The following is a 25,216-nucleotide window of genomic DNA, read 5'->3' on the forward strand; positions in this document are numbered from 1 at the left end:
CCGTTTTAGAAGTAAGAAAAGGTTTTTCCGTCTCGTCAAAGTATAATCCGTGATAGGTGGTGTTCTTTTTGTCGGTTATCAATTTGAAGTATTTGTGAGATCGACTTCTTTTTTCGAGTCAAAAAGCTAAAGAACATATCTACGCCCGATTTCTTGAATTCAAAATGAACGAGATCATAGGTTTAATATTCTATCAATATGTCGGCTTCGGCGGTATTCTGTCGCTCATATTCGCGTTGATTCAGATTTTGAAGGAAAGAAGTCTAAAAAACTTCATCCTATTTTTAATCTTCGTTTCCATGAGTTTTTTCCTGCTCAAGGGTCTGGTTCTTTTGAACGGCTTTGGACTCGTCTATTCTCATTATTTTTCGTTCGAAATATTTTTTATCTTTTTGATAGGTCCTTCCCTATTTATTTACTTCAACCTTCTGCTTCTGAACGAAAAAGTTAACCTGCGGATTTTACTTCCGCACTATATCCCTGCGGTTTTGTTTTTGATCGTTTACGTCTTCGATACCGTTTATCTGATTCTCGGAAACTTTCCCTTGAACGATCTAAACGAAAAATTCGAAGGTAGATACGATCTCATTTACGGAATCTCCACAATCATCACTCTCACATACATGTTGGTGATTCTGGTAAAATTTGTTCAATTGTTCAAAGGTAACATCTCCGATTATCCGTGGTCGAAACACATCATTCTTATTTTAGGCGTGGGGTTTGCCGGGGTTATCACCAATATTTTGATGGACTTTCGTTCCCTACTCTCCCTAAACGCGGTCTTTGTTGAACTTTATTTTTTAGCTTTGGGTATTCTCACCCTTACCGTGCTTTACGCGTTTGTAATCAGTCAGATTTATCCGATTACGTTCAACGCGATCTCTGAATCGTTCCAGAAGATGAGCTATCAAAAAAGTACTCTTCAAAATATAGACCCGAAAGATCTTGCAGTTCGTCTCGAAACACTGATGATGCAGGACAAGGTCTATCTCGAAGTCGGAATCACCTTAAATCAACTCGCAAAAAAACTGAATATTAAGTCGCATCAACTCTCAGAACTTTTAAACAACAATCTCAATAAGAGTTTTTTTACTTACATCAATCAATTTAGAATTCAGGAAGCAAAAGCGCGTCTTCTCTCCGAAAAAGAAAGTTCGGTGATCAAAATCGCTTTCGACAGCGGATTCAATTCGCTTTCGGTCTTTAACACGGTTTTCAAAAAAGAAGTCGGCATGACCCCTTCTCAATTCAGAAAAAAGAATTCTTAATTCTATCAGCTTTTCCTTCGGATAAAAAGAAAAACTTCCGGATTGATTCTTCCGATCGTTTTTGCTTAAATTTTTTTTTACCGAAAGGCGTTTTATAGAATTGAGAGATATCCGATTCAAAAGCTGTTATCTTCAAAACAATCGATTCTTTTACGGGTGGAGAGTTATGAAGAAAATACGTTTCTATTTAAAGTTTCAAATTCCATTTTTCGGTAAGATTGGATTTCTTACTTTGATTCTTCTTCTGATTTTTTCGAACTGTCTCACGGAGAAGGGAGATAAAAATCGTTCCTTTTTCTTTTTTCCATCGGGGATAAGCTCCAATTCTTCCGTTGTAAACAATTCGGACGGAACTCCGATTCCCGTTTCCTTAGCGCCTCCGATGACGGGGAGTCTAACGTATTCGTCCGCGAATCCGATTTATGTTAGCGGTCAAACGGGAGCCATCGAGTTTGTGGACGTTCAGTGGAGCAGTTCGATGGCCGCTTCTTATCAAATTCGATACGGCTCCACCAACTGCCTAGACGGAACCGTCGATAGTTCAGGTTCGGTTCCCGCGTCTTCTTCCACCACTTCTCGTATTCACGCGATCGCGGGCGTGACGGCTCTAAGTTCGGGAAACAATTCGATCCGTATCTGCATTTTCGATACGAGCGGTTCCACTCTCTGGGATTCGTATTCGCTGAACGCCGTCAGAGACGATGTAGCTCCGACGGTTAGTTTTACTCCGTCCGCAGGAACATACGGTTCCTCCGCGCCCAACGTTTCCATCTCCTGCGCGGATACGGGAAACTCCGGTTGTAATCAGATCGCCTATCGAACCGACGGAACTGCTGCCTCTATCTCCAACGCCGGAGTCGCAGGTTCCGGCAGTTCCCTCTTTTCGTCCTCAATCACACTTCCAAACAACGCTACCACAAACTTCAGCGCCCTTGCCGTGGACAAAGCGGGAAATATAGGCTCGACTGACAGCGCTTCCTACGTCGTCGCATTTGGAAATCCAACGATCACGATCGTTTCTTTGAGTAAGAGTATCATCAAGGGAACCGATAGTTCCACTCTTCGGTGGAAATCGGATATCGCCGGAAATTATTCGGTTCGGGTTGGCGGAAGCAATTGTTCTACTGGAACCTCTCTAAGCACCGGATCCGCAGCGGCAAATACGAACATCGATTACACGATTTTAGGAAGCGACCTAAGTAGCGGTTCCAATACGATCCGCGTTTGTTTGACAACCGCCGGTTCAAACGTGGGAACGAGCACTACATCGCTCACACGAGACGACGTTTCTCCTCAGATCGTTTCCGTCTCGCCTGCTTTGACGCCGAACACAACAGCTTACGCGTTGAGCGTTTCTCAAAAAACCTTCAGCCTAACTTTCAACGAGGATATGGACACGTCTCTGACTCCCAATCCGCAACACAGAGACCAAAGTCAGACCGGAGATCCGGAAATCAAATGGCCCGGCGTAATAGGTTCCTGGAGTACGGATAAGAGAACTTATACTTTAGATCTTCAGAGTAACTTACCGGAATGGCATAAATTTTATCTTCGTTATACAAGCGCTTCGTTCAAAGATATTGCGGGCAATCTTGTTGTATCCAGTCCTACGGTTTCAGTAGTTACCGGAAATATCAACTTAAACTATGGAACCGTCAGCGATATCCGCAATCTGATCGCCTCGGATACAAAACAAACTGTATGTTCCGATGATAGCGGGATCGTAGTCTCTTGTTCCAGCACGGGTCAAGACGGAGAATTCTCGGCGCTTTCTTCCGGTCTTTTAGCTCCCGGAACGTTAGGCGGTTATGCAAGCGATTTTGTGACGGTCGATACGCAAAACCTCCGATATTGGAAGACCTGTTTATACGATTATGAATGGAACGGCACGACCTGCGTAAAGACCTGTGCGGCCGATCAAATTTGGGACGGAACCTCCTGCGTCGCGGATCTTGGAAATCCGTATAAGACCTTCAATCGTTCCGTTGAGGATTGTTCTAAATTGAATCTGAGAAACTCAGGCAACGGTTACGCGGGAAAAAAGGGCTGGAGGGTTCCCACATTAGCTGAATATTATACAATTCTGGAATACGGCGGAAACGTTGGAAACGAGTCGATTCCGGAAACTTACTTTCCCGGAATCCTTCGGAACAACTACCAAAGATATTGGACGAGCACAAACGCGATTACGATCAGCGCTTCCAATCGCGCTTCTCTTTCCCCGGCCATCGATCCATTGTCCAACGGTCCTATCAATTATTCCGCGATATCCTCTTTGCAGTCTTGGGGTGCCTGGACCGTTTCTATCTTTGGAGGAACCACTCATCCCAATAACAAACTAAAGGAAACATCCTGGAGTTGGCCTACATACAATTTTACTTCTCTCTGTATAACGGATTAAAAAAAGGAGTTCGAAATGAAACTAGTAAACAAACATTCTTTCCTTTCGGGTTTTATCGGTTTGGGAATTCTATTCGGATCTTTTTTGCCGATCGATTCGATCGGAGGTCCGTTTAACGATAACTTGGATGGGACGATCACAGGCGCCGGCGGACTCATCTGGCAAAAATGTTCCAGAGGACAAGGAATTACTGACTGCAGCACTCCCGCCGCAAGCGCTTCCAATTGGGCAAACGCTTTGAGTTATTGCAATTCGCTTTCTTTAGCGGGACGCATTTGGAGACTCCCCAACGTGAAGGAATTGTCCAACCTCGTCGATTATGGAAAAACCTTTGCTCCGATTATCAATGGAACTTATTTTCCAAATACTTCCGGAACCTACTACTGGACTTCGACTTCCGGAATTTCAACCGGAACCAGTCCAAATACGACGCCCGATAACGATCCTCAGGCTTATACGGAGACTTCGAACAACGATAACGCGTATCGAATTCCGAGAAATACCGCATATCGAACGATGGCCTATGTCGTTGATTTTAGAATGGGCGGTGTGATCGAATTTCCAAAGAATAACTCCACAAGTTCGTATGTCCGTTGTGTAAGCGGACCGTAAGAAATGTCGAATCTCTAAATCGCGAAATTACCCTCGGAGCCCTTGGTATTCTTTCCCCTTACCAAGGGCTTTTTTTTAGATAAACCCGGGAAACCCTCTAAGTTAGCACGGATCGGGAAACGTCTATCTTCAAGATGGACTCCTTTTCCGGACAGATCGACAGAGTTTCGGGAAAAGAAAAGTAGCAGACCTTGCAGATTTCGCCTTATCAGATTTAATAAAACGACTTGGATGCCAAAAGGAAACTTTCTATAAAAACGGAATTTTCGAAAGGGAAGAAAATGATTTCTTACAACCTTTAAAAAGCGGAAGTTAAAGAATGGCAAAGAAGATCGAATCGTATCGAAATAAAAAGTTTTTAATTTATCATTAGCCAATTCAGAAAAAGAACGAGAGACGTTTAATGGATGCAACTTATAGAACAAGGATCATTCTGCGCAAAAGTGTGATATAAAACACTGAGCGCCAAAGAGAATGAATCTATTAAAAAGCGAAAGAGAACCGACAACAAACATTTCCGGAAAAATACGATGCGGATTTCAAGGAGAATGTATCGAGTTAGATCCCGTCATACAGAGCGAACTTATAACTTCTCCCGATTTAAAAACAAAACTTTGCGATCTTGTAGGATCGATATCCCAATTTTCAAAACAGAATCAAAACAATTCGAAGACCTTCGAACTCTTTATGGAGATCGTAAGCGAGAGCGAACAAACCTATCATCTTTACGCTTTGGTCTATCAGCAGACCGAAGAAATCACTTTCGAACTCACGAAGATACCCGCGATACCCAATTCCAAAGTAAAATTAATCGCCATCAAACAAAGAATCAAAACTCACAAAGGGGAACTAAAAACTTTCCTGGGGAAATCCCGCTTTGCATTTTTTTTAATCGAGGTTCAATTCGTTTCCACAAAAGGGCTTCCGGAACCGGGAATCGAATATATCGAACAAGTAATTATGGACGTATCCACCGAAATTTTTACTCTCACAAACGGAAATACGAAGATCTTAAGATATTCTCAAAATAAAATATTAGTTATGATCCCCGTTGAAAACAAACAATTCAATCTTTCAGTTCTTGCAAAACAGATCATATCGATTATGGACTATCCGCTTTCTTATCATGATAGCGAATTGTTCTTTAAAATTTCGATCGGCGCATATCTGATGAAGGACCAAAAAGAATCCTTCAAAAAAATCCGATCCAAACTCACCGAATCGTTAAAAAAAGCCGTAAAATATCCCTTTAGCCATTATATTCTTGGAGAACAAGAGGAAGAGATCGAAAGACAGAAGGCCATTCAACTCTATTCTTCTTTAAAAAATTCCATCTTTAACGAAGAATTGATACTCAAGTATCAACCCATATTGAATTCGAAATCAAAAAAAATAGAATTTGTGGAAACACTAACAAGATGGGTACACTCCGTGAACGGAAATATAAGTCCCGATATATTCATTCCGATCGCGGAAACTTCCGGCCTTATCCTAACGATCGGAGAATGGGTGATGAAAAACGCGATCAGCGAAATTTCCATTCTAAAAAAAGTTTCAGGAATCGATCCCGATTGCAAGTTAACGATCAACGTTTCACCGGTACAATTGAATCATAAAGAGATCACCGAAAAACTTTTGGAATTTGCGAGGAGATACGAAATCGCACCGGATCAGATTCTTATAGAGATCACCGAAACTTCGATCGAAGGCGAGGATAACTACGCGCTCGATCGACTCAGAGAACAAGCCGAAATTCTCCATCTCGAGGGTTTTCAAATAGCGATCGATGATTTTGGAAAGGGTCATTCCAACTTTTCAAGATTGGAGCAGATTCCTTCCGACATCGTTAAAATCGATAAGAATTTAATCTTCGGAGCGTTACGCGATCCGTCTAAGATTAAAATTCTAACCTCGATCGTCGGAATTATACATACGATGGATAAAAAAGTAATCTTAGAAGGGATTGAAAATCAAGAATACGAGAAGATAGCCGTCGACACCGGCGCCGATTATCTGCAAGGGTATCACTACTATTATCCGATGAACATCCGCGGATTGTCCCAGGTTTTCGGAAAAAATCCGAGAGTGGATTCGGTCCTCTACGAATCAAAACGATAAACGAAACGGGACTAACGTCATTCGATCAGAATACGGGCCCGTTCATCTTTGATCTTTAACTTTTATTCAACGGATCGTGCGTCTTCCATTTTTCGTATTCTCAGGGAGTCTCTAGAAGGAGGAGCTCCGAAAAATCGAGAGTATTCCCGGTTGAACTGCGAAGCGCTTTCGTAACCGACTTGATACGCCGCTTCCGTTACCGGAAAACCTCCGAACGCCAAAAGTTTTCTGGCTTCCATCAATCTCAATTGTTTCTGAAACTGAATCGGACTCAAACCGGTGATCTCCTTGAACTTACGATGAAACGTGGTTACACCCAATCCGGATTTTTCCGCGAGTCTTTTGATATCGACCGCGTTCGTATAATTTTCCCGAAACCAACGAATGGTTTGATGAATTCCAAAGCCCTTCCCTTCCGTCCAACAAAGTTTTCGCAAACGCCAACCTTGAGGTCCGAGAAGAGTACGATACAAAATCTCGCGTTCATAAACGGGAGCCAACGCCCTGATATGCTCGGGTGTGTCCAAGAGTCGAAGCATCTTCGCCCATGCTTCTATAAAATCTTCCGAAGCGGGACAAACTTCGAACTCGCCCGGAGTTTCAATATCGTCCTTGTTATCTCCGATGTCTTTGAAGAGATCTATAAGAGAGTTTTGATTCAAACGAAGTCCGACGGAAAGATAAGGAACTCCGTTCGGTCCCTGATGAACTTTTGCGGTCGCGGGAATTTCAGCGGTGATCACGAAATAAGAAGGGGCCTTTAAACGAAGAATCTGTTCTCCGATCGAAATCGTTTTTCGACCTTGGACTACAAATCCGATCATCGGCTCGTAAACCGCAGCAAGTTGATGCTCCGGAACTTCCCCTTGGATGATCAACACTCCGGGTAATTCCGTTTTTGTAGGACGGTTAGTCGCATGAATCGCCAAACGAGCGATTTCTTTTAAAGGATCTTTCATAGAAGTAGTATAACAGAGAAGATACTTTTAGGCATTCTAAAAAACGTAAAACAAACGAAAATCATACATTACGAATCCCAATTTCCGATTAATCGGTAGAATTAGGCAATAAAACGGCACGATCGGATCTTGTTCCTTTTCCAAAATCACGTAAGATATTTCAAGAAAACTGAATAGAAGAGGATTCAAATGAAAGTAGCAATCGTAACAGGCGGAAGCAACGGAATCGGAAAGAGCGTCGCAATGGAACTTGGTAAAAAAGGAATCGGAGTGATTCTTACCTACCATTCCGATCAAAGAGGAGCGGAAGAAGTAGTCCGAGAAATCGAAAAAAATTCTTCGATCCGCGCGGTCGCGCTTCAATTCGATTTGAGCAAGAAGGAAACGTTCGAAGAATTTACAAGACTCGTAAAAAAGAAACTCGATGAACTTTGGAATCGAAAAACTTTCGACTACTTGGTCAACAACGGAGGGATCGGAGGCGGAATGCCGTTCGCCGAAATGACCGAAGATTATTTTTACAACATTTTTAATACGAACTTTGTGGGACCTTTTTTTCTCACACAACATCTCGTACGATTTATGGAAGACGAAGGGAGGATCGTAAACACTTCAAGTTCTTCGAGTCATGGATCCTTTCCCGGATATTCAGCTTATGGTCCTTCGAAGGCGGCCTTAACTTCTTGGACACGATACTTGGCAAAGGAACTTTCTCCCAGAAAAATTCGAGTGAACTCGATATCACCCGGCCCCGTACACACAAATCTGGGCGGAGGAGTATTCGATAAACATCCCGAATTCATCCAACCTCTTGCCGACCAAACGGCTCTTGGAAGAATCGGTTCGCCGATCGATGTTGCAAAAACGATCGTCCATTTTCTTTCGGATGATTTCGGTTGGGTGACCGCTCAAGACATCGAAGTGTCCGGCGGTTTTTTACTCTAAAATGATTTTCGGAAGGATCCGAATCTGAAGATTTAAGAATCAATCTTTTGACTGTTGAAAAACGATATTTTCGAGAGTTTTTAGGTTATGACTTTGGCTGGAGGGGGAGGTCTCCCCCTCGCTCCATACCGAGCTTGATCTTTTTCTAATTTAGACAAACGTTAAGTGAAAGGAACGCTCGGTATTGCGCTACCCCCTCTCCGGGTTGACCCGGCCGTTTTCAAGACCCGGAGCCCGATTTCTTGTCTCACCGGATGCAGTCGGTTCGATTTTAAGGTTAAAATCTTCTGGTTTAAAAAAACGAAAAAGATTCTAAGCGAGTATGGTATCTACACATTGACAGATAAAAGTTTTATCTCTTAGGCGGTGTTTCCGAGAAAAACTTGCAAAAATGCTTCGTCCTTAGAGCTTTACCTTTCCTAAAATGAACTTCTTCCGGTCCTTTTCTACATCCTTACTTTTGGCCAATTCATCACCCGGATCTCTGAGTAAAACTAATTGAGAAGGTAGATCCGCTCGCTTTAAAAGAAAACCATATTCCTTCGCAATCGATTCTCCAGGCTCAACCGTCGCTTTTATTTTGTCAGCAACTCCAAAAGAACGACGAAAATCCGATTTGAATGAAGCCCAGAAGGATGTCGCTTCGTTAAATGCAACCGGAACTCCAATAAACTTTCCCTTGTCATTCTCCAAAAACACTAAAGTCCAATCCACTACGACGGGTTGATCTGTGGAATTCTCAAAGCCAAGCGAAAATACATAAAAATCATTTTCAGCATTTTTTGGACGATACCCCGCATAATACTCCGCTCTTTGCGCTCCCAAAAGATACACTCTAAAGGAAGACGTATCAAACGCAGCCTTTTTGTCCTTTAACTGAGGACCTCCGCAATATACAGACAAAACACTCAGCCCAACACACAAAAACAGTTTTATCATTCTTTCTTTCATTTCATACTCCATTCATTTTTATTAATATATCTTCCGAAAGCGAATCGCTCTCCAGTTCCGACTCTTGTTATTCCTTAATTGGACTACGTTTTTCACTGGTGCGGGATTTCCTGCGACAAAAAAGAAAGCCCACCAGATTCGGCCTTTAACGATTTGATATAATGACGAATATGCGAACGAGCAAACCAACCAAGATTCATATAGTGAGCATATTCGGATTGGTTATCGTGTATGTGTGCCAAAAGCTTCGTCATTTCTAAAGCTTCCAGTAATATGTTTCTTTCTATTAGAGAAATGTTTTCTTCCGCTTTTTCTCCGGCGATTTTACGAATTGAATCAGACATAAATTTCAACTCTTTTTTCTTCCTCTCAAGAAGAAAGAGTGCTTTGTTTATAGTCACTCTGAATAATTTTATATAATCTTTACGGAGTTGTTTATCTTCAATTTTCTTCTTATATACAACGTGATAAGAAAGCACTTGGAAAATCAAATCGTCCTTGGGCATAGCACAAAGGGACCAATCCAAATTCATTATCAAAAAATATAAAACAGGAGCGTCTTCGATAGCAGCTTTCTTGATAAAATTCTCGATATTCGCATTCAAATACAAGCGGATAACTTCTATATATTTGAAAACCGCAGCGTTTCAATATTTAGAACTCAGATTTTTTAAATCCGAATCCAATCCGCCTACTTCATAATAAAGCATATCAGCTAAACAGCCCAAAAGCTTCTTTTCACGGAGTTCTGGAGTTCTCAATTTCTCCTTATACTCATTGTTTAAAGCACTTAATTCCTCAATAACGGCCCTATCCCTTTCCGTCAATCGCACCTCTGACACATAACTCTCATGATATATTAGTATATTATATTTTAATAATTAAATTTCCTAGACAGTTTCACTAACTTATAAAAAATAAAAAGGCACTCCGTCTAAAATTAAGTTTTTATTTTTAAAAATTAATATTCACGATCAATTTTACTTTTTTGTTTTACAATGTATCCTTCGTATGAATTTTCTGAAAAATAATGAAACCGATTCACATCAAAACTAAAAACTCATATCACACTGCTCTTCTTTTCAAAACTCAACTGAATCTTCTTTCTCCTTCCGAAAGAAATTTCATTCCAAAATCCACACGTTACGATTGGAAGAATCGCAATCTTTCCAAGATCATCGGGTATGACTCGAACGATCCAATTTTTAAGGATCTGGAATTGTATAAAAAAGCTCTTGATAGCAAAACGTTTATGAAAACTCTAAAGTCGCTTTTCTCCGTTTATTCTTTTTATGATTCCTTGTCTGAAAACATCAGAGGAAAAAGAAGGATCTGGAATGATCGAAGGAAACAAATCGCTTCGATCATACAACGCATCTCCCCGAGTATCGGCCTCAAGCGAGCGTGTCGTTTCATGAAAGTGTCCGTTCAACGATATTACAGATGGAAAAACGAAATCCTTTGTGACTCCTCAATTTTTGGTCTTTGTAGAAAGGTTCATCCTAAACAACTTACAATTTCGGAACAAAAAATCATTACAAAGTATCTTAAAAAACCGGAGCTTTTTCATTGGCCTCTGCGATCCATATTCTACAAAATTCTCAAAGACGAAGCCGCATTTTTAAGTTTGGCGACGTTTTACAAATATGCCAGAGTTCTCGCTCCTAAAAGAGAAATCATCCGAAAGGCAAGAAGAAAGATAGGCATTCGTTCGACCACTCCCTTGCGTCTCCTTCATATGGATACAACCATCTTACGCATGCAAGACGGATCTAAAGTATATATCCATTTCATTATGGATAATTTTTCGAGAACAATTCTTGGTTGGAAAGCCTCTCTAGAGTGGAATTCCAAAAATACGATGTTAAATTTGAGCCAGGTGTGCGAAAGATACAATTTGTTTCACAAACAGATTCAGCTTCTTTGCGATGATGGTTCTGAAAATGCAGGGGAGGTCGACGGTTTTCTTAGAAAACCAGGATTGTTTATCGAAAAATTAATCGCTCAAGTCGATATCAGCTTTTCAAACAGTATGATCGAAGCAGTGAACAAAAAAATGAAATACGAATTTCTCTTTCCGAAAAAACTTTTCTCTTTTCAAGATGTTGTGCAAACATTAGAACTTGCTGTTCCTAAATACAATGATCGCCCGAGCGGAGTTTTATTTGGTTATTCCCCCGAAGAAGTTTTAAAAGGGGCAATTCCCGATCCACTTCGATTTTCGGATCCAATTAAACAAGCTGCTTCGAAAAGGCCAGGCATTAACAAAAATGATCTTTGTGGTTCTTGTTGAAAGTTTTTGAAAGTCCGAATATCCGGACTTTCCATTTTAGCTTTCACAGAGAAGATGCACCGCTCCCAAGCTGATCTCTTTGTGTAAAATCTCCATCTGAGCTTTTTCGTGATTCGAAGAACTGCTCTCTGCGCTGACTCCTTGAAGATATTCGTTCTGAAAGTTCTGGTTCAAAGTCGCCTTTTCCCAACCGTGAGTGTTCGTATTGTAGTTTACGTTTCCCACTGTCGCCCCTTTCAAACCCTGGATGCTAAATCCAAGAATTCCGTCGTTACCAAGATCCAACGTCGCTCCACCGCCTCGCAGTCTCTGAGGTATCGCTGTGTTACCGTCGTGGTTGTAGGAAAGCGCCAAGCTGGCATGCCCGTCCTTGCTCGCCGACAAGTTCACGCTCCCGTTAGCCCATGCCTTTCCCCCAGCACGGTTTACGTCATAGCTCGCGTTTGCGGTATAGCCGCCGCTTAGGTTGGGCGAGTTCGCTACGCGAAACGTGCTCTTCGCTTCAATCAGCGAAGCACCATTCGTTTTTTTCAAAAACAAAGAACAACGCAATAAACGATGGTGCATCGCCGGATTTCCGCTGCGATCACTCTCGCGGGTTTGTCTGTTGTTCAACTGCACCGCCGGTGCAGTTGACGCTAACGTGGATTCAATTTGAAAAGATTTGTGGGAAAAATTGAAAGGGAGTTTAAAGAGCCGGAATCGACTCTTTGATAAATCAAAGAGTCGCCTACTCAGGGATTTTGTCAAATTAAAAGGTCGTTTCTGATTTTTTTTACGAAAAACTAAGATGCGGAAATTAAACATTATTTAACCATGCGGAGCTTCGTTTGAGTTTCACGAACTTCGTAGGCTTCTCCAATTGTATCCATGGCGTACATAAACGATTCAATAGAGTTCCTTTTTAGTAGCTCTATATATGCTTCCACATCTTCCAGCTCATAGTCCTGAAGTGTTTTCAGCTCTTTTTCAAGTTTCTTAAGAAGGACTTTTCTTTCACTTTTTCTATTCTCTAAAGCAGCCATTGGATTATATTCGGTTTGAAGAATATAGTTCTTAAGACTTATTTCTTATTCACTTTCACTGCTTAATTCAGAGTTCAAATAGTTGCCTGTATGGATTATCTCTTCCGGGGTCATTGTTTTCTTTTTTGCATACAACACATCACCTACATATCGGCCATATATATCTTTCGATCTGCTTCGAACGATCAGTTTGGTCTTAGCCGGAAGCTTTTTTTTGAGTGATTCAAAACTGGAATAGCCTTTTTGGGTATCCATTTCCGATGACCAAACATTCCTTAAGCGGATTCTTTGCCGAGATAGGATGTTAAAACCTAAATCCAATTTTACTAATATCGTATCTCCGTCGATTACTCGTTCCAGTTCTCCAGAGTAGAAATAAATATCCTTTGATCTCAGGATGGATACTTTTTCTAAATTCCAGTTCCCTTTTTCTTTTTTAATCTTAAGAATATCTCCTTCTTTGTACGTTTTGCTTTTTTTCTCAGGGATTTCATAATAGCAGTAAAATCCTAGATCAAGTAAGTAGCTTACTCCCATCTTGCCGGATTCTTTAATTCTGTAGTGCCAAAGCTCCCCTTCAGGGCGTTTCCATTTAGTACGAACTTTTCGTTCTTTGATCCCGCTCAGATCTCGAAGTCGTTTTTGTAACTCTTCACGATTCCAATTATTTTGAGCAACTTCGCGTTCAACTTTCGATCGCAAGGTCGGGTTCTCGATTGTGCAAAGTGTGCGGTAATGGCTCCAGCTTAAGCGGCCGTCTAAATCTTTGTCTTTGTAGATTTCATAAAACTTACGGCAATAAAAAAGGGTTCTCTCGGAGAACCCTTTTTTTAGCTGCTTTTGTAGGTTATGTGAAATTGCCTGCATCCAACTTCCACTCTGCTTTTCTTCTGAACTCACTTTTCTTTCAGTCGATGCCAAGATTCTTCCGATTTCACGGTTTGTTTCTAAAATAACCGAGTTACCACTTTGATCACTCAAACGACGCATTTCTTCATACGTATTCAAGATCTTTTCTAATGCTTCTTTTAGATCAGAGGGGTTCAACGTAACACCAGAGTTTTTTTAGTTTTTTATGAAACATGCTGATTCAATATCTGCCGGCTTTATTAGGTCCGTTACGGTTTATTGAGCATCACAATACACTTTTGACAAATCGATTTTTCACCTGCAATTTCATTAGGAAAAAATTCAGATAATTCATCCAGATCTTCAAACTCAACAACTGTATTAAGCCCGCTCTTTATCAGCTTTCTATCTTTACAAAGAGAAATATCAAAGGAAGAGGTATAGATATGACGTATTGAATTTTTTTCCTCGTTTATTAGGTAATTCATACCTTTTACCTCCAGTCACTTTACTTGGGAAGATACGGTAAAATTCCCTTAATCCGCTCCAATTCCTCAGGCAACATCTGAACTTTCACAAGGCTGTCCTTCTCCGGATCAAAGTAAACGCAACTTACTTTTGGGTTCCAAGCTACGTCTACATACATCTTTTGGCCGGTCGCTTTGTTTCGAACCGCTTCGCCTAATACGAAGCCTCTTTGTGTGTTTCTTTCGTTCATACGATCCGAATACAACCTCAAGGTGGAGCCAAGTCGCCCTTGACCCGCTCGTGTTCTGCGTCGATCGATTGCTGGACGCGCTCTTGTTCGATCGTCTCTTCCTCGCAGTCGTTCATGGTTTTGTAGTCTTTTTCTAAATCCGACATACGAAATTCATATGTAATATTATAAGAATCTAAGTTGTCAATCTTCTTCTCATTGGATATATCAGACAGCGGATAAAAGTAATAGTAATAATCGTCTTCATCAATATTAGGATTTACTGAGTGTTCAAATTTTGTAACATATCCTCTTCCCTTTTCGTCCAGAAACACAAATCTATGATTTCCAATATACGAAAACTTTAATACTCGATCCTTCTTGGTTCCAGTAATCCGAATAGAAAAAGTTTTCTTTTCGAAATCCAAAATCCCACAATGGCCAGGATATTTTGTCCTTTGAATTCCAAAAAATTTTTCAATATCAGAGGCCCCTATGCCAATCCATTGTTTATTAGGATGCTCAAAGTCATACGCCACCGCATTCAAAGTTCCTGAATAATTCGGAGGAAGCACATACTTGTCTTTGATCTCAACTACTTCCGGTTGTTTTTCTTTGCAACCAGCAAGAGAAGCCAACAAAACAATTAACAAAACACTAATATACTTTCTGTTACTTCTTGTCATAATACAATCCATATACCTTCATTATTTTCCAGTTAATTCTTTCCCCAAACTTCTGTTCTTTTTCATCTGAATTATTATTAAAATACCGAAACTTTCCATCTTCTCCCTTAATTGCAAAGAAATAGTGATTTGGTCCCGGTGGGCTTCTTGTATCACCAAAAATTTGAAGCACACTCCCAACGGGCAATTCCGCAGCGATTTTAGTTACACTCTCATAATTCATAGCGCCACTCATTCCAAGCGGATTTCCTTTTTTGTCAACCAGGTAACGCCCAAAGTCGTTGTCCAGCCTCGTGTCTGGTTTGGAGGAGTAGCTGTAACCCGCTGTTCCACCGTTGTCATACACTGGGGCCGGGTTGTCCACTCCCATAGACACAAGACCATTCCGTATCTTGTGAGTCATAAACGTTGCGAGGTTGGTATCCATTCCAATCTTCTTTGTAAACAAGGCCTGGTCATAGTTGTAAAAAACCCGGCAAAGTGCTTCCGATGTCGCATTCCCCATCTCCATCGGGTTCTTGCCCGAAAAGATCCATTCGCGAACCTTTTCAAAGTCTTTGTATTCCTTGCTTCCCGGTTTCATCGAAGGATCTGGAGTAAAGTTCTCCTTCTTTCCTCCGCTCTGTTTTACAATGTTTTCAAACGTTGCAGACAACTGCACAGCGAGAGGTCCGAACTGACTTTGATTCGCGTTTCTCGCACTCACCATTTCTTTCGCAAGCATGATCTTGTGATCCACATCGTTCGGATCATAGTCCTTGCCATAAGTGCGTTTGAAACGATCATTCGGTGACTCAAACGGTAACGCAGCTATCCTTTCCACCTCTGCGATGCTTAACTTCTTCACGTTCGCATCTTTAGTCGGCGCATTCGTATATCCGGATATTACGTTTTCTGCAATCTTTTGGATTCTTTCCGGACTTGGCTGAAATTTCTCTTTCGTGTCTCCAAAGTTGAAGTTGTTCGTCATCTGAAGTGGTTCATCAATTACTTTAGGGTTATTCAAGTGCGCGAAAGGGCCATCCTCTTTAAAGAGACCAGTAGCCGCGTCGTAGTTTCGATCTACAATCTTACGCATCTCCGCATCCAGTGTCTTAGAGATCGTTTTGTCAAGCTCTGGTAGACCACCCTTTCCTAACCGGTTTGCTTCCTGGTCGTTTGCCTTCATTTCTTTTTTTGCAAGCGCATCTACGATTTCGCCGTTTCGTTTTTCAAGTTCAGCGATTTTGGTATTCGTTTCACGATTCAAGTTCATCCCAGGAACGACCTTTTCAAACACTCCTCCGAACGAGTTCTCCTTGGAGTGTTTCAGTTCAGAAATCTGTTTTAAATTCTCTGCATATACTTGGTTTTTCTCTGCCTGCTTCAGTGCCGACGCGTAGATCTCGGGACCGTAAACTGATTTCGAATCCACACTTGACAGCGTATTCCTGTAAAGAGTCTCAATTTCACTCTTTGCTACATCGCGAGTTTTCGTTGCCTTTTCGTAGTCTTTGTTCAAAGTTTTCAATTCGGAATCCGATGTGATTTGTCTCTCAGTCTTTCCCTCTGCATGGAGTTGACTCTTGCGATTTTCGATATCCGTTTTCAAACGATCCACTGTATGGACACTTCTGTCAAAAAGTGTTTTCGTTTCTTGATATGCTGGACTATTTACGAGCAGGCGGTTCGCCATATCTTCTCTTTTCAGATCTGAATTTACATATCCTTCACGAGAATTCATCAACTGCTCTACCACGACCTTCCCGTTTGATCCGTGTTTGTCTAACTCACCGTATTTCTTGATAAACTCTAACTTGCTTTGGTGTTCTGCCTGAACCTTCTTGCCTTCGTTTGCCATGTATGTCGACGGAGAATCCAACTTAATACCGCTCTTCTGAGTCTTTGCGATAAAGTCCGAGTAGTTCGCGTCGTTATAATGTTTCTCGGATGCAGCTACTTTCAACTGCTCGTAGTCGTGAGTAATCACTTCGGCCAACTTCGCTCCCACTGCCTCGTGATCGAGCGCCTTTTGCCTTTGTTGTTCCTTGTTTAGAACCAGCTTCTCGTTCAAATGAGCAACCTCGCTGGAACTTCCCGCCTCAGACGCAGCTTTCAAGATGAGTCCCTTGATACCGCTGTTATTACCTACATTCTGCATTCCACCTTTGAAAAGTCCAACCCCTCCACCTAAACCTTGTTCACCGGAGGTTTTCTTCAGCCAAGTTTCAACTGCTTGCATTTGCGATTTGTTAAGTCCCAATGTCGGATTTACATCCTTCAACGATCTGCGAAGGTCGCTAATGCCTTCTACGTCGTTTGCGCTCGGATCTTTAACAACGCGAACTAAAAATTCATTCCGTTTTGCAAGCAGTTCTTTTTTACCCTGTGTTACCGCGCCTTCCGTAAGAAGTTTTGATCTTTCTGAGCTCAGTTTCAGGTTTTGAGATTCATAGTTCTCGAGTTTGTTGTAAAGGTCTTTTGCCTGAGGAGCAATCCCATCCTCTCCTTTCAGAAAACTCAATACTCCCCCACCCATCAAATCCTTTAGCCCCTTTCTAGCCAATTGAACGTTCTTGTCAAATGAGCCTTCGTAGTTGTGGACAACGGCTCCCACATTCTCACCTACCACATACGTGTGATTGTCTTCTACTTCGATGTTGTACACTTTCGTCGGATCTGTGTTGTAGTGAAAGATTCCTGTCACTCTCGCCCAAGTCCCGTCCGACTTCAACACTTGATCCTGAACTTTCAGGTCTTCCACCTTCACCCACTCCGAGTTAGCGCTTGTTAAAGCGGAGTTACTTGCATGGGCGTGCGACGCATACGCGTCGGTAGAAAGGGGAATCTCCTCTATTGCACTCTTGCGTTCGCTCGGTGAGCCGATTAGGCTCGTTACCGCTCTTGCGGTTGTTGCTAAATTAGAAGTTTCTGTTTTTCTTCTGAACGGGTGATTCCAAGTTGTATGGATTTCTTCTTCGTTGTCCAATTCTAAGTAGAAGAGTTGTGGGACCTCGTGGACAAAGAGTTCTGTGACAGGTTTGAATTCGAATTTGCCGGTATGTTCGTTCCAGGACTGCACTACATCACCGATTTTTAATGTTTCAATCGACTTCAGGCCGTCTTTCGTGTGAACCTGAGTCCCCGCAACAAAACAAGTATCCAAGTGAAACACTCCCGCCTTGTCCACCATCTTGCTTCCGTCGTTCGCAAAACCGAAAGCCTGAGCAATGTCTCCACCAAGCCCTTTCACAAACTTCCCAAACGTGCTCGTCGCAGACTTGCCGTCGTTAAACTTGATCTCGATTCCGGATTTTTCACCCGCACGCGTCACCTCATCCTTCCACTTCTGAACTCCGTCCGAAGTCTGAGACATCGCTTCCTTGTGAGCATTCCACTTTTCTAATAGTTTCTCTGGTTGGGCATTCTCTAAGTCGATGCTTCCGTCTTTGTTCTTCGGAAGATATTGGTCGATATCTGCTTGGGTATACAAAGGTTTGTCCATCTTCGCTCCCAAGCTGATCTCTTTGTGTAAAATCTCCATCTGAGCTTTTTCGTGATTGTAAGAACTGCTCTCTGCGCTGACTCCTTGAAGATATTCGTTCTGAAAATTCTGGTTCAAACTTCCTTTTTCCCAACCGTGAGTGTTCGTATTGTAGTTTACGTTTCCCACTGTCGCCCCTTTCAAACCCTGGATGCTAAATCCAAGAATTCCGTCGTTACCAAGATCCAACGTCGCTCCACCGCCTCGCAGTCTCTGAGGAATCGCTGTGTTACCGTCGTGGTTGTAGGAAAGCGCCAAGCTGGCATGCCCGTCCTTGCTCGCCGACAAGTTCACGCTCCCGTTAGCCCATGCCTTTCCCCCAGCACGGTTTACGTCATAGCTGGCGTTTGCGGTATAGCCGCCGCTTTTGAAGTTGTAATCTAACCCTAAGCCGATATTGTTAGAAAAGTTAGTATTTACGTTCATTCCAAAGCCCGCATCTTGGTTGTAGCTCAGGCCCATCGTTACGTTGCTCATCTTCATTCCTTGCAAGATGCTCTGAAGCGCTTGAGCCGCTGGTACTCCCTTGATCCCCGATACGTTCAGGCTCACTCCGCCACCCCAACCGCCTTTTACTTCTTGTTGGCCCGTGATTAGATTGGAGTTCTGATGTTTGGTATACGTTACATATCCCGTCAGTGGCGTTTTTACGCCCAAAGTTGCAGTCGAGATCAGTCCGTTTACAAGCGCCGCTGCCGCCCCATTTTCACCGTTGATTCGGTTTTCAATCGCCATCGACGCCGCAGTGCTCGCCGCAATCATCGCCACCTGAGCGTTGTTTAACGAAAGGCCGATCGTTGTGAGAGTTGTATTGATCGCGGTGGCTCCGGTCCCGAGCACGGAGTTCAACATCTGAATACCCGCAGGCCCTCCGAAATAAGTAACGGCCGCAGCCGCAGCCAATTGGGCCAGAACCTCCGCGTCTTTCAGTCTCTGTTCTCTCGCGGCTTTTTTTGCTTCTTTCTGATCGATATGATGTTTTAATAATAAACCAATACCATGACCCATATCCTTGTCGCCCGCCAGAGCCTCGCCGATCACGTCAAAAAGAACATTCCGCATCTCGGTTTCAACAAATGCCTTGTTGATAATACCCTGCTGGCTTCTCGCTTTCACGTCTTGTTGAGTGATCGTATTGTTCCAAACTTTAGTCTGATCGTAAACGGAATCTCGCAAGTCCGAGGACACGATCGATTCGCCAAGTAGATTTCCGACATCCGCGATCGTTGTCAGAACTCCCTTGACGCCTTTGGAAACAAGACTCGTAATTCCGCCGCCGAAAAGTTTGTTGTCGAGAAACATAATCGCGGAAACCGGATTCGTAAGAGCCGTTAAATTGATAAGGCCGTCCCGTTTGTTTAAGTCCCTCTCTGCTTGTTTTCTTACCACGAAGTCCGACGCTTGTTGCGACCAAAGATCGATCGTCTTTTGGTCCAGATGATGGATACGGCCATACTCCTTCACCGATTCGCTCGCAAGCATCGCTTGATCGCTATCCCAATTTCGGATATCGTCTTTAAAGTCTTTGAACTTGATGTCGTTTAAGATCTCTCTCGTCTCTTGATTGATATGTTTTTCGTATTTTTCGGAAGTCAAACCCAGATCCCCGGAAATATGTACCCCGCTTTGAATCGCCGCCCCGATCGCTTCACCGACCGCGCCTTCGATGCTCGCAACTCCTAACTTTAGGTTTCCGGCAAGCCCTTGCAAAGAAAAAGCGCCGCTTCGCATTCCGAGCTCTTGTTTCGCGTGACGCATCTCCATATAATCGATGGTGTACTGAGCCAAAGCTCCGGCAAACGTGGGAGACATACCGTTCGCGATCGCAGCTTTCTGAACTCCAAAACCGTACATGCTGTTTTTGAAATCCTTCCATTTATCGATCGCAGCCAGATTATTTTCATAGGATTTAAAACTAGATTCGGACAGCTCGGACGCCGCGATACCGGCGCCCGGCGCAACACCTTCCAAAGCGACCAGAGCCATGGGAATGACCTTAATAAAGGCTTTCTCCAAACCTTCCATTCCGACCGCGTCAATAAAGTTGTGAATTCCTTTTCCAATGCCTAAATTTTTAGACCCCATATCGTGTTTTGCTTTCGATACTTCCAAATGAGTCTGAAGACCGCCCGCGAGAAAAGACGCCACATCGGGAGGTAAGTCGAAAGTTCTCGCAATCACAGTCGCAACGACGTCCTGAACCGCTTGGTTTGCCTGTTTCGACACCCAGGCGCTAGTCGACATCCCGCCTAACAAAACCGCTTCGGCGTAGTCCGCGATCAGGTTGGCGATTTTCACCTTGTTCCCAACGTCCTGAGAAGCGAGAGAAGAATTCCGGTCGCTCATCTGCTGGACCCTATTCATTTCGGTAAAAAGAAGAGCCGTATGTTTGTTCGAAGAAAGATAACCGTTTACGTTTTGAAACGTCGCGTTCACAAGATCGCTAAAACCTTTCTCCCTTTCGTTAAAAATATCTCCTAAACGCGAAGCGCCTCTCCCCAGAAGAAACGAATCTTTCGAAGGAGCCGCGATCGTAACCAAAGCGTCCTCCGTACCGTAACAATAAGAGTCCGAGTTCCCGGCGTCCGAACCGCAATACGAAGAAGTACCGTCATATACCTTTCTGTGAGCCGTGATCTTTCCGTCAGCAGCCACATCCACGCTCGAATACTTGTTTTCAACATACTGACTGCAGGCCGCCTTGCTTAAGTCGTCTCCGCACTGCTCTGCAACCCAATCTCCCAGAGTCATCTGTTTCGTTTCGCCGTTCTCGGTAAACGTTGCAATGGATCCGTCCGGATTCAAAACATAAGAAGTGCTGATCGTTTCTCCCGTAATCCGATCCTTAGTTTTGACTTCTCTTGTTTTGATACCTGCGGCTTCGATCAGATCGCTATATCCGTTCTGAGTAAACTGCTTCTCGTCTCTCAAGCTTTCGGCGATACCTTTCATATAGCCCAAAATCGTATCCATCGTCGCATTGTTAGTCGAAGAAAGAAGACTCAAGTTCGAGATCCCCGTAGTAATCCGATTGATCCCAGAACCGATTTGGTCCAAAAGTGCGAAATTCGGGATCCCTCGGTCCGCATTTCGATCCAGACCGCTAAGAATAGTACCAAAAGCGTCCTTAAAAGAACTCTGATCCACCGTCAAATCCCCGTCCAAATTCGACTTCAGTTGACCCTTGTTCAAACCCGCCAACACCTCTTGAGTGAGCTGTTGATAATTCGATTGTCCCTGTCCGTTCTGAAGAGCGCTCTGCGCAGAATGAAACGCGTTAGTCGCCTGTTGTTGCAGTTGACCCATCTGTGCAAGCCAGGACGATTGTTGACTCTGGATATCCTGAACTCCGGAGTTAAAAGTATTCTGAGCATCGCTCAGAGCCGTCTGCATCTGAGTCTGCCAGTTTGAATACTGAGCCTGATACGACGCGACTTGAGCCGTCCAGTTCGTGATCGAAGGCATCACGTTCGTCTGCCAATCGTGTTCAAAAGCCTGAAGCTGCAACACCAGGTCCTGATACGTCGTAACGTTCGCATACGCGTTGTTATTCGTTACGGTAAACGAAAGTTCGATCCACGCGTAGTCTTGTTCATGTTGAATGTCCAAAAAAAACGGGACCAAGGCGGGAGTAAGATAGATTTGTCGCGCCACATAGGCTCGAAAATCGATTCCGGAATTAAGTCCTTCGCTGTAAGTTCGGTTGGCGCCAAAAATACCCGGACCGGGATTAAAGAAATCAACGTTGTTGCAGCCTAAAGGATTCGGACAATACGGATTGGGATTTGCAGGATCGCCGACGTAATTCATAAAAGCGCGCAAATCCGCCTGATTGATGCCGGTAATCGTCATACCCGGACCGAGTCCCACCAAACCCTCCAGAGGAGATCCCGATCCGCCCAGGCCGCTGGAATAAGCATCCATGATCCAGTTTGAAAGATCCATTTCGGTGATCTCATTGCGAACATAGGCCATGATTTTCTGAGCCAACCCCCCGGCCCCTTCGGTCGCACCGCTATTGAAAATCTCCCACATCGAAACGTCGTTCGTCGAAAAATTAGAGCTCTGGTCGTAATGACTAAACGGGGAAGGCCACCATCCTTGCATATAAGTCAAAGGATTGTTTGTCAAAGGTCCGCCGTTCGAACCGTATTGATAGGTGTAACTCGCGCCGTTCTGAACGTTAACCGCATTTTGAAGCGCATTCTGCGTCGACAACAACTCGTTGTGTAAAAACGTGCTCAAAAGACTCGAAGCATACAAAAAACCCGCTTCCATATCCTGAACCTGGCAAGAATGACCCGCAGCACAAGTCACACAACGTGTGTCTCCCACAGGACAACTGTTCGCAAAATAAGAACCCGTAGCCGAAGCCGGAACCGTATTGTCCACGACCGCGCTGTAACAAGTGTGACCCGCAGAACAAGTGTTAGACGCAACAAAAGTCCCCGAAGTGGAGTCGAACAAACCCTTCACACAAGTGCTTCCCGAAAGACAGTTATTGTTGTAACTAAGCATAGTCCCGGAAGTATAATCGAAAATCGCGGGCATCACATAACCTTCCTGCATCGCGGTTGCAACCTTGTTGATCACATTCTGGAAAGCTCGGCCGTCCGCGTTCAAACCCGTGCGGATTGTAAGGTTCTCTTGTTCTGTACCGTTACAGGTCGAAGGACAAACCGTATTCTGAACGTAACTGCTCGTAGTCGTATCATACAAAACGTTAGCGCAGGTGTGACCCGCAGGACAAGCCCCTGCTCCATAAAACTGACTGTTGGTCGGATCGTATTGATAGGTCGTACAAACGTGACCCGCGGGACAACTCGCCTGAACATAACTGTTCGAAGCGTTGTCATACAAAACCGAAATCGTATTCCAAAAAAGGCCGTTCCCGTTTAAAAAATTCTGATAACCTTCGAGGCTTGTAAGAATCTGATCCTTAACCCCGGCCTGAGATTGTTGAATCTGAGCAAGGTGAGCCTGATACTGCATCTCCGTAGCGTTGATCTGAGAAATTAAACTTTGATATTTGTCAGTTAAACCCTGGAGAGCTTCTTGATACGTCTGCAAACCGTTTTGGAGGTTGTTATGAAAATCGTTCCACCACTGACTCTCCAAACCCTCCAAAGTTTGTTGGCCGCTGTTCAAAACCGCCTGGCTGAGAGCGCCGCCGAGATTTAAATTTAAACCGCTCCCCGAAATAAAAGAATCCCACTGACTCTGAAACTGAGCCGTGGAACTGGCAACCGCGCCCGAATTCGAACCATACAACGCGGAAAGATATTCGCTCCTCTCAGACAAAATCTCGGTCTCCACCGCCGACTGCCACTCCAACAACTGTTCGCTCGCCTGACCCTGCAAAGAATTGTGAACATACGCCTGATAGTCCTGAACCGAAGCAAAATGGTCGCTCGTCGTAACGCTATTCACGATCATCGAAATCTGAGCCTGAACCTGAGCCTCCCATTGAGTCTGCAAGATACTCACATTCTGAAAAACAAACGCGTCCCAGTTGCCGATCGTCTGCATACCGTCCGCAACACTAAACGTCTGGTTCATACTATTCGAATTAAAGACCGGAGTATTCAAATTCGGAACTACAACCGGTTGAGACCAGAGCCCGAAACAAGAACCTAGAAGAAAAACCAAAAAAATTCGAAAATAAAAATTGGGTCTAAAAAACATACATACACTCTCAAAAATCAAAATTAGGGACAAATGAGAAAATTACGCACAAAGTGATTGTTCAGATAATAAATTATCACACCACGAAGAACAAACGGTAAAATATGTGATATTGAAGTCAACATCATATCACATATTTCAAGAGGAGCCTTAATTCTGAATTATAAAAGAAGAGAGGGCCAAACGAGAGCATTCTACCGAAACGAATTACGCTTTTGATAAATTGAAAAGTTAGTCGATGGTGCAAACAATACGCGCTACCGAGCGCTTCTACTTTCTTTGGAGAACAATCCGTTTCATCCAAGTGCAGAATGGGAAAGAATTACAAAAATAATGGCAAAAGGTTCTATGCCATGGAAGGGTTTAAAATGAAGAATTTAACCGTAAAGTTGGGACAAAAATTAAAGAAATTAGGGTCTCAAAAAACATTACCCAAGAACAAATAGATGAGGGTGAATTTGTTATTTCATACCAAACCGTCCGACCGTCACAGGCTTCGAGGATGGAACCGCTTCCCCTTCCGTAAGGGTCTATTTTTAAAATTTCTAAGCGCTTGAAAGTGAAGCCGAAAGATTTGTTGGATGTCTAGTCTTCAAAATTAGAAGCGCCCTTTTCACTATATAGAAGAACTCTCTTTTACATTCAATAATCTGTCTTATTCTAAGCTAAAGTATTGACATATCGAATCAGTAGACAAAGTATTTTATCAGCAATGGACACAAATAAATTACAAGTGCAAATAATTGGGCAAAGCTCCCGATCATTTCCAGCGAATACATTCTCTTTATTACGGAATGGAGAAGACATAATTTGCAATTTCATTTTTGATGATATGAGCGATGACCCTGCTATCTGTCTGACGACTGCATTAACCTTAAGTTCTATTTATCAACTATTAGAAAGAGCGGAACAAATCGATTCCGTTATCAAACCAAGAGAAGGTTTATTTCAGCCTTGGGATAATCGTAAAAAAATTATGAGAGAAATGCCGGTTTTTAGAACTTCAGTCATGCTCTCTCAGATGTATAATGATATTGTTCATTTATCCATGGGTTACGTTCATCCGCTTTCTTTGGAGCAGGTCGAAAAAAATAGCCTGAATATTATTCAGGTCCCTAGCTTGGCGGAAGTTTCAATGACAAGCTATCATTTTATTAAGTTTATCGAAGCTGTTAAAAACATCATTAAGAAATAGGAGATTCAT

General features: G+C 43.1%; 16 protein-coding genes and 2 pseudogenes. 8 read left to right on the forward strand and 10 right to left on the reverse strand.

The genetic code is table 11. From position 1 onward, the window contains the following. The first annotated feature begins 164 nt into the window (after positions 1-164). The 4 genes from JWG44_RS19190 (at position 165) to JWG44_RS19205 (ending at position 6,399) form a co-directional block, all read left to right on the forward strand. Complete coding sequence (locus JWG44_RS19190; protein ID WP_205276677.1) at positions 165-1,268, forward strand: helix-turn-helix domain-containing protein; 1,104 nt, start codon at positions 165-167, stop codon at positions 1,266-1,268. A gap of 166 nt (positions 1,269-1,434) precedes the next feature. Next, entirely contained in the window at positions 1,435-3,669 is a 2,235-nt protein-coding gene (locus JWG44_RS19195) for an Lcl domain-containing protein (RefSeq protein WP_205276678.1), read from the forward strand. A 15-nt stretch (positions 3,670-3,684) separates the two neighbouring features. Further along, complete coding sequence (locus tag JWG44_RS19200) at positions 3,685-4,281, forward strand: Lcl C-terminal domain-containing protein (RefSeq protein WP_205276679.1); 597 nt, start codon at positions 3,685-3,687, stop codon at positions 4,279-4,281. Between the two features lie 474 nt (positions 4,282-4,755). Next, positions 4,756-6,399, forward strand: coding sequence for an EAL domain-containing protein (locus JWG44_RS19205; protein WP_205276680.1), 1,644 nt, complete (start codon positions 4,756-4,758; stop codon positions 6,397-6,399). 62 nt (positions 6,400-6,461) lie between these two features. Here the strand turns inward: JWG44_RS19205 and JWG44_RS19210 are convergent, their stop codons facing one another. Beyond that, positions 6,462-7,358: an AraC family transcriptional regulator gene (locus JWG44_RS19210; RefSeq protein ID WP_205276681.1), complete on the reverse strand. Its 897-nt coding sequence runs from the start codon at positions 7,356-7,358 to the stop codon at positions 6,462-6,464. 189 nt (positions 7,359-7,547) lie between these two features. Between JWG44_RS19210 and JWG44_RS19215 the strand changes: the two genes are divergently transcribed. After that, the gene (locus JWG44_RS19215; protein ID WP_205276682.1) at positions 7,548-8,303 is read left to right on the forward strand and encodes an SDR family NAD(P)-dependent oxidoreductase; all 756 of its coding nucleotides are present in this window, start codon (positions 7,548-7,550) and stop codon (positions 8,301-8,303) included. A 402-nt stretch (positions 8,304-8,705) separates the two neighbouring features. Here JWG44_RS19215 and JWG44_RS19220 read toward each other — a convergent pair whose 3' ends face one another. Both JWG44_RS19220 and JWG44_RS19225 read right to left on the reverse strand, forming a co-directional pair. Further along, positions 8,706-9,254 (reverse strand): hypothetical protein, encoded by a 549-nt coding sequence (locus JWG44_RS19220; protein WP_205276683.1) that lies wholly within the window; start codon positions 9,252-9,254, stop codon positions 8,706-8,708. 92 nt (positions 9,255-9,346) lie between these two features. Beyond that, positions 9,347-9,859 carry a hypothetical protein gene (locus JWG44_RS19225; protein WP_205276684.1) on the reverse strand — a complete coding sequence of 171 codons (513 nt, stop codon included), beginning with the start codon at positions 9,857-9,859 and terminating at the stop codon, positions 9,347-9,349. Between the two features lie 425 nt (positions 9,860-10,284). Here JWG44_RS19225 and JWG44_RS19230 point away from each other — a divergent pair, with 425 nt between their 5' ends. Beyond that, positions 10,285-11,547 (forward strand): DDE-type integrase/transposase/recombinase, encoded by a 1,263-nt coding sequence (locus JWG44_RS19230; protein ID WP_205276685.1) that lies wholly within the window; start codon positions 10,285-10,287, stop codon positions 11,545-11,547. 60 nt (positions 11,548-11,607) lie between these two features. Here the strand turns inward: JWG44_RS19230 and JWG44_RS22365 are convergent. The 7 genes and pseudogenes from JWG44_RS22365 to JWG44_RS19265 all read right to left on the reverse strand — a co-directional run. Then, positions 11,608-12,009: pseudogene (locus JWG44_RS22365) on the reverse strand (TIGR04388 family protein); the annotation flags it as partial. Positions 12,010-12,353: 344 nt separating this feature from the next. Continuing rightward, on the reverse strand, positions 12,354-12,572 hold the full coding sequence (locus JWG44_RS19240) for a hypothetical protein (RefSeq protein WP_205276687.1): 219 nt from the start codon (positions 12,570-12,572) through the stop codon (positions 12,354-12,356). Between the two features lie 45 nt (positions 12,573-12,617). Further along, positions 12,618-13,619 (reverse strand): DUF1016 N-terminal domain-containing protein, encoded by a 1,002-nt coding sequence (locus JWG44_RS19245; protein ID WP_205276688.1) that lies wholly within the window; start codon positions 13,617-13,619, stop codon positions 12,618-12,620. A 71-nt stretch (positions 13,620-13,690) separates the two neighbouring features. Further along, positions 13,691-13,909: a hypothetical protein gene (locus JWG44_RS19250; protein WP_205276689.1), complete on the reverse strand. Its 219-nt coding sequence runs from the start codon at positions 13,907-13,909 to the stop codon at positions 13,691-13,693. Positions 13,910-13,929: 20 nt separating this feature from the next. Further along, positions 13,930-14,139 carry a hypothetical protein gene (locus tag JWG44_RS19255; protein WP_205276690.1) on the reverse strand — a complete coding sequence of 70 codons (210 nt, stop codon included), beginning with the start codon at positions 14,137-14,139 and terminating at the stop codon, positions 13,930-13,932. A gap of 17 nt (positions 14,140-14,156) precedes the next feature. Further along, a complete protein-coding gene (locus JWG44_RS19260; RefSeq protein WP_205276691.1) occupies positions 14,157-14,816 on the reverse strand; it encodes a hypothetical protein in 660 nt (219 codons plus the stop codon). Then, positions 14,791-24,012, reverse strand: a complete 9,222-nt coding sequence (locus JWG44_RS19265; RefSeq protein ID WP_205276692.1) for a TIGR04388 family protein — start codon at positions 24,010-24,012, stop codon at positions 14,791-14,793. Before JWG44_RS19265 ends, JWG44_RS19260 begins: the two co-directional genes overlap by 26 nt. A 400-nt stretch (positions 24,013-24,412) precedes the next feature. On the opposite strand from JWG44_RS19265, the pseudogene JWG44_RS22725 reads away from it, so the two are divergent. Next, positions 24,413-24,601, forward strand: a pseudogene (locus JWG44_RS22725) (helix-turn-helix domain-containing protein). 123 nt (positions 24,602-24,724) lie between these two features. Then, positions 24,725-25,207 carry a hypothetical protein gene (locus JWG44_RS19270; protein WP_205276693.1) on the forward strand — a complete coding sequence of 161 codons (483 nt, stop codon included), beginning with the start codon at positions 24,725-24,727 and terminating at the stop codon, positions 25,205-25,207. Positions 25,208-25,216 lie beyond the last annotated feature (9 nt).

Source organism: Leptospira ainazelensis, assembly GCF_016918785.1.
In the GTDB taxonomy this organism is placed as follows: domain Bacteria; phylum Spirochaetota; class Leptospiria; order Leptospirales; family Leptospiraceae; genus Leptospira; species Leptospira ainazelensis.